Origin of the sequence: Chitinophaga sp., assembly GCF_035564935.1 — a bacterium.
Lineage (GTDB): Bacteria > Bacteroidota > Bacteroidia > Chitinophagales > Chitinophagaceae > Chitinophaga.
The window spans coordinates 1-5,935 of sequence record NZ_DATMTE010001083.1; the positions used below are offsets into that span (position 1 = coordinate 1).

Sequence of the window (5,935 nt, forward strand, 5' to 3'; positions counted from 1 at the left end):
GATTTTCTATAGGCGCTTCCTCCAGCGATATATACCGGATACCGGCAAACAGCAGCAATGCAGCAGCTGCTGCGGCCATGGCATAGTACCATTGTCTGCGTGGGCGCTCGTTATTTTTTTTAATAACGGGTTCGTCCAGCAACTGGTCTATCCGGCCTTTAACTGTGTCCATTTCTTCCCGGCTTATTTCGTTGGTGCGGAACCGTAATGCCAGTACCAGCGCCCGCGCATCCTGCAGTGCCGCCTCCTTTTCGGGGTGCATCAGTATCCAGCCTTCCCAGAAAACAGCATTTGCTCCCTCCAGCACCCATGCACGGAATGAAGCGTCACCAGCAAAATCTGCCGCTTCGAATTGACTATAATTCATAAAAAAGTACCTTGTACAATAAAGAAGAGACAGGAATTGAGCAAATACCCTCACGGAAAAGCATATTTTTTTGCGGATTTTGTCTGACTCGCTGATTATTATGATTTCGCTGATTTCACTGATTTTATTTTTAGGATTTAATAACTGATTTTAAATGATCCGGGGAGATATAAGCGGATTCGCATACATCTCCCCGAATCATTCATAAGATCTCAAAAAATAAAATCAGCGAAATCAGCGAAATCATAATAATCAGCGAGTCAGGCAAAATCCGCGCTCAGCGGAGCATCAGAGCCGATTCATTTTGCGCCAACAGTTCCTTTAATTCGGCGATGGCGCGGTATATTAAGGTGCGGGCGTACTTTACTTCTTTTAATGCCATGATGTCGGCGATTTCTTCGTAGGACAAGCCTTCGTAGAAACGCAGATAGATGGCTTCTTTCTGGCGGAGGGTAAGGGTATCCAGTTTTTGTTGCAGCAGGCGGGTGGTTTGTTCGGTGTGTTGCCGGTTAATGAGAATGCTTTCAGGGGAAACTTCAAGGGCGAAGTTGGAAGCGGTTCCTTCCTCCAGGCTGGAAGGCCCGTGGGCCGACTTATCTAGGTAGCGGAACAGTTTTCTCCTGGCGGATACCATCAGGTAGCTTTTGAGGTTGACAGGAAGTGAAAGGCCGGCCCTTTGTATATACAGTTGTGAGAAAAAATCCTGCAACATATCCTTTACCAGCGCACGGTCTGTTGTAAACCGTACACAGTACCGGAACAGCAGCGGGAAATAGCGCCGGTATATCTCCCCGAAGGCTTCCCGGTCTCCGTTACAGAGCCGGGCCCACAGGAACTGTTCATCTTGCTGAGGATTGTATGGGCTGGTTGACATCTATTATGTGAATTAGCATAAGGATCTTTTACTAAGCTACACATTAGCCGGTTCCCATCATAACTTCCTGTCAGAAATAACATCGATTTAATGTGAAGGCAAAGGCGCCGACACCACTTCCCGGATCTGTAAACGCTCACACCAGCCTTTGAAATCACGGTAGATCTGTTGCAGCGTTTCCTTTTGTTCAGGCGTTAGTTCCAGCGCATGAGCGCGGCTGATAGTACGCACCGGGAACCCTCTTAACTGCAGGAAATATTTTGCGCTCAACGGGTAAGCAACGTGGATCAGCGGATCTACCCGTTGTAATTCAGACTGTATCCATTGCACCTCTTCCTGTTTACTTTCATCGTTTACGTGGTTACACAACCACACCAGTATTTCAGGATAAAAATTTCCGGAGATAGACGACATACCGGCGGCTCCCATCTGCATGGATGCTACCGCGTTGGGCGTATGTGCATCGTAGAACTCCAGCCGGCTGCCAGCTGTTACCGCCAGTTTGGCGCGTACACTTTCCACTTTGCAGGAAGTATCTTTATGATAAATAAGACGGTTGGTTGCCAGCAATGTTTGCAGTATTTCCGGTGTGATCACCCTTTTATAAGGTGCAGGACATTCGTATAAGCCTAAAGGAATATTGCCGGTGAGCGAAAACATTTCTTCAAATCTTTGCAGCAATACCGTATCCGGTTCATCTACATTGGCAAAATGCCCGGTGATCATGATCACGGAGTCTACACCGGTATCATAGATCTTTTGCGTAAACAGTGCCTTGTCTTTTATAGTAAGACCAAATGAACCGGTAGCCACCACCGGTGCGCGGCCGTTCACATACCGCACTACATGTTCAGTAAGCGCCAGTCGCTCATCCTCGCTGATGCTGTACATTTCAGACGACAGGCAATTGGCGAAGAAGCCTTTCACGCCGGCCTCCAGGTAAAAATCTATCAGGTGTTCCACCATGTCATGATCAATCTGCGCTTTCAAATTAAAAGGGGTGATCATCACCGGTACGAATTTCTTTTGCATAACAAACGGGTTTAAAAAAATCAGGAAGTTTTAAGGCGTTGCAGGCGTGATAACAGCGTGCCCGCCAGGAATATTGATAAAGTACCCACCACGATGATCATATGCGCGTGCAAAGGGCTGCGCAGATTCACCCATCCGGCGGGCAGGTATTTTGATAACGACATCCACAGGATCACGATAATACCAATGATGGTAGCGGTAACCGCCGTGGTATTTTTTGTTTTGGAGATGATACCCAGCAAAAACAATCCCAGCATGCCTCCTGCAAAAATGCCGGATAATTCCCACCACACATCCAGGATACTTTTCACCCCTATCATGGAAATACCAAAAACAATGGCCAGCAAACCCGATAAGGTAGTAGCGATATACAATACCCGCATCTCCCGCGCAGGAGTGATTTTCGGATCGGCATAGCGCTGGTAAATATCTTTCAGAAAAACAGTAGCTGTACTGTTCATACCACTGCTCACGGTGCTCATGGCAGCAGAAAGGATGGCCGCTACAATGAGGCCCATGAGTCCTTTTGGCACTTTACTCACCATAAACCAGGGCAGCACCTTATCGCCGTAATCTGCCGGTTGCAGGGAGGATAATGGTACCTGTCTTTCTGCAGCCACCTGCTGTTTCAGCGCCAGCAATGCTTCCGGGTGCTGTTGCGCATACGCATACAAAGCAGTGCCTATAAAAAAGAACACCATGCTTACGGGCACATACCAGTACACACAAAGCCATATGCTGCGCGACGCTTCTTTTTCTGAACGGGCGGTATGATAGCGCTGCACATAGTTCTGATCCATCCCGAAGTTGTTCAGGTTAATAAAGAACCCATACAGGAACACCACCCAAAATGTAGAGTTGTTGAAATCCCGCAGGGAGAAGCTTCCCAGGGAAAACTTCCCATCTGCTATTCCTATCTGCCAAATATCTTTCACCCCATTATTCATTCCTGTAATTACCAGCCACAGGATCACGATAGCGCCGGCAGTTTTTACGATGCCCTGCAATACTTCTGTCCATATCACTGCTTCCATGCCACCCAGTACGGTATATATAATAATACAGATGCCTGTAACGGTCATGATAGTACGCATTTCCAAACCGGTGAGCGCCTGTAATGCCAGCGCTACCCCGAAAAAAATAGAGCCCATCCTTGCCAGCTGCATCAGGATAAAACAAACCATGGCATAGGTTCTGGCCCATGGACCAAAGCGATGCTCCAGGTGTGTATAGGCGCTTACTTCCCCGCTGCGGCGGTAAAACGGTACAAAATATTTTGCCGCCACAAATGCCGCCAGCGGCATCGACAAACTGAATACAAACGCATTCCAGTTACTGCCAAATGATTTTCCCGGTACGCCGAGAAAAGTATTACTGCTTAAAAACGTTGCATACAACGAAAGCCCCAAAGCCCAGCCCGGTATGGTTCCGGATGCTGTGGTAAATTGTGCCGCGTTGCCGTTCTTCCGTGAAAACCATACCCCTACTCCGATCATACATAGCAGGTAAATGGCGATTACAGCCAGATCAATTATTGGCAGTTGATGCATAACGATAGATAAACAAATTTCAATACGTGGATAAAAATATTACAGCCGTTACACGAAGATTGCTATTTTTTACGGATCAAACAATGTTGAATGTTATGAAAAGAATAGCTTAAATTACTATTACGATGAACAACCTGGCAGCCAACACACCGACCACCTGGAACTTACCTGATCACCTGAAACGCAAGCTGGAAAAGCATCCGCTTGGAAAGAACCTTTTCATTACCACTATCGGGCTTTACCCCGAAAATGCCGCCAGGGAAATCAGTGAGCCTAAAGGCATTCCTGTGTACACCTTATTATATGTAACACATGGAAAAGGATGGCTGGAAACCGGGAAAAAGAAAACGCCCATCAAATCCAATCAATACCTCATTTTCCCCAAAGACGCCGCTTTCAGATCGGGCCCTGCGGCAGACGAGCCATGGAGGATCTATGCCGTACAGTTTTCCGGTAAGCTGGCCGATGAAATATACACTTATCTTGGTACCGGTTTAAAGCCACATACGATTCCGCCACTGGTAGGGCGTAATGCGCAGTTCGATGATATCCTCCACCATCTCGACCTCATGAATAATATAGAGAACCTGCTGTATGCCAATTTCCGGTTCTATAGTTTCCTGGGCACTTTCCGGCTTACCGTGTTCAATTATATGAAGAAGGGCGCCGATAATATTATTGAACAGTGTATACAGCTGATGAAACAGAAACTGGATCAACACCTCACCCTGGCCGACCTTTCCAGGGAAACCTGTATTTCCGCCTCGTACCTGTCAGCCCTCTTTAAAGAGAAAACACGCTACTCTCCCATCCAGCTGTTTACCTCGCTTCGGATGCAAAAGGCCAGCCAGCTGCTGAAAGATACCCACCTTACCGTAAAGGAAATTGCCAGGGAAATGGGCTACCCCGACCAGTACACCTTTTCCAGGTCCTTTAAACTGATCATGGGGGTATCGCCCAAAAAATTCAGGGACAAAGGGTAAATGATATTAACCAATTGTTAAGCAGTGAGGGATGTGGCGTTTCAAAACGAATATATAGAAGGAACGAAACTCCTTCCATCATTTAATACCAACACTCATGCGCTTTTTTATCCCCCGTTATCTATTCCTTCTGCTGCCTGTATTTTGTTTACTTACAGGAGCCTGTAAAAAAGATAAGCCTGCAACACCAGAAAAATCGCCCAAATACGACCTGGTGAAGGGTACCTGGAAGCAACAGGACATTGTACTGGCTGTAGACGTTAAACTGAATAAACAAAACATTCCCAAAGGCACCAGTATCCTTGCACTGGCTCCCCTGCTGGGACCCGGCGGCGAACTGTTCACCTGTACCGCGGATAACACCTACCGCTTCAACGAAGACGGCTCCTTTGCCATTGAAGGTTGCACTACCCTCATACTACCGGTAGCGGGCAACAGCGGCACCTGGGACCTGGATGTACATGATTCCGTGTTGAAACTCGTTTCTGCAAAAAGTGAAAATGATCCGCACTGGATCGAAGATATCAGTAGTACCAACCTGGATCTTTCCCTTACGGTAACAATCCCCGGTGTAGCTACTGTACCGCTTGTATTAAAACTGAAGAAATAAAAAGAACCGCCGGAGATATCGTATGCTATTGTGGAAAATAACAATAATATAATCGGTAATTCCTTGTATCTTGTTTAGGCTGATCAGATATTTGCTGGCAATTATGGAAAGTATTGTACAGGATATTATCAATGGGAATATCGAAAGTTTTAAACTGGTATACCAACAGTACCACACAAAACTTTACTTCTACGTTTTGAAATGTACACACTCTGTATACATAGCGGAAGAAACTGTGCAACTTACCTTCATCCTTCTATGGGAAAAGCGGGAAAAACTTTCTGTAAACTTCAGCATCTCCACACAGTTATTTCGTATAGGCAAAAGCGTGATGACCGACCTGCTGCGCAAACAACAGGTACGCAACCGCCACACCGAAATACTGGTACGGGATAACACCAACTGGCATGTAGAAACAGACATCACGGTGAAGGAGGAACTCACCCGGGTGTATAACAGTATAGAACAACTATCACCCATCCGGAAAAATGTTTTTAAACTCAGCCGCTTTGAAGGATT

General features: G+C 46.5%; 7 protein-coding genes. 3 read left to right on the plus strand and 4 right to left on the minus strand.

Features of this window, described 5'->3' with window-relative positions:
• From VN105_RS27965 to VN105_RS27980, 4 genes are all read right to left on the minus strand, one after another.
• On the minus strand, positions 1-367 hold a 367-nt coding region (locus VN105_RS27965; RefSeq protein WP_325646477.1), incomplete at its 3' end, for a hypothetical protein.
• A gap of 277 nt (positions 368-644) precedes the next feature.
• On the minus strand, positions 645-1,241 hold the full coding sequence (locus VN105_RS27970) for a sigma-70 family RNA polymerase sigma factor (protein WP_325646479.1): 597 nt from the start codon (positions 1,239-1,241) through the stop codon (positions 645-647).
• Positions 1,242-1,328: 87 nt separating this feature from the next.
• Positions 1,329-2,273, minus strand: a complete 945-nt coding sequence (locus tag VN105_RS27975; RefSeq protein WP_325646481.1) for a dihydrodipicolinate synthase family protein — start codon at positions 2,271-2,273, stop codon at positions 1,329-1,331.
• A 20-nt stretch (positions 2,274-2,293) separates the two neighbouring features.
• Entirely contained in the window at positions 2,294-3,823 is a 1,530-nt protein-coding gene (locus VN105_RS27980) for a sodium:solute symporter (protein ID WP_325646482.1), read from the minus strand.
• A 125-nt stretch (positions 3,824-3,948) separates the two neighbouring features.
• Between VN105_RS27980 and VN105_RS27985 the strand changes: the two genes are divergently transcribed.
• From VN105_RS27985 to VN105_RS27995, 3 genes are all read left to right on the plus strand, one after another.
• On the plus strand, positions 3,949-4,806 hold the full coding sequence (locus tag VN105_RS27985; RefSeq protein WP_325646484.1) for an AraC family transcriptional regulator: 858 nt from the start codon (positions 3,949-3,951) through the stop codon (positions 4,804-4,806).
• 97 nt (positions 4,807-4,903) lie between these two features.
• The gene (locus VN105_RS27990; RefSeq protein WP_325646486.1) at positions 4,904-5,416 is read left to right on the plus strand and encodes a hypothetical protein; all 513 of its coding nucleotides are present in this window, start codon (positions 4,904-4,906) and stop codon (positions 5,414-5,416) included.
• 103 nt (positions 5,417-5,519) lie between these two features.
• On the plus strand, positions 5,520-5,935 hold a 416-nt coding region (locus VN105_RS27995; protein ID WP_325646488.1), incomplete at its 3' end, for an RNA polymerase sigma factor.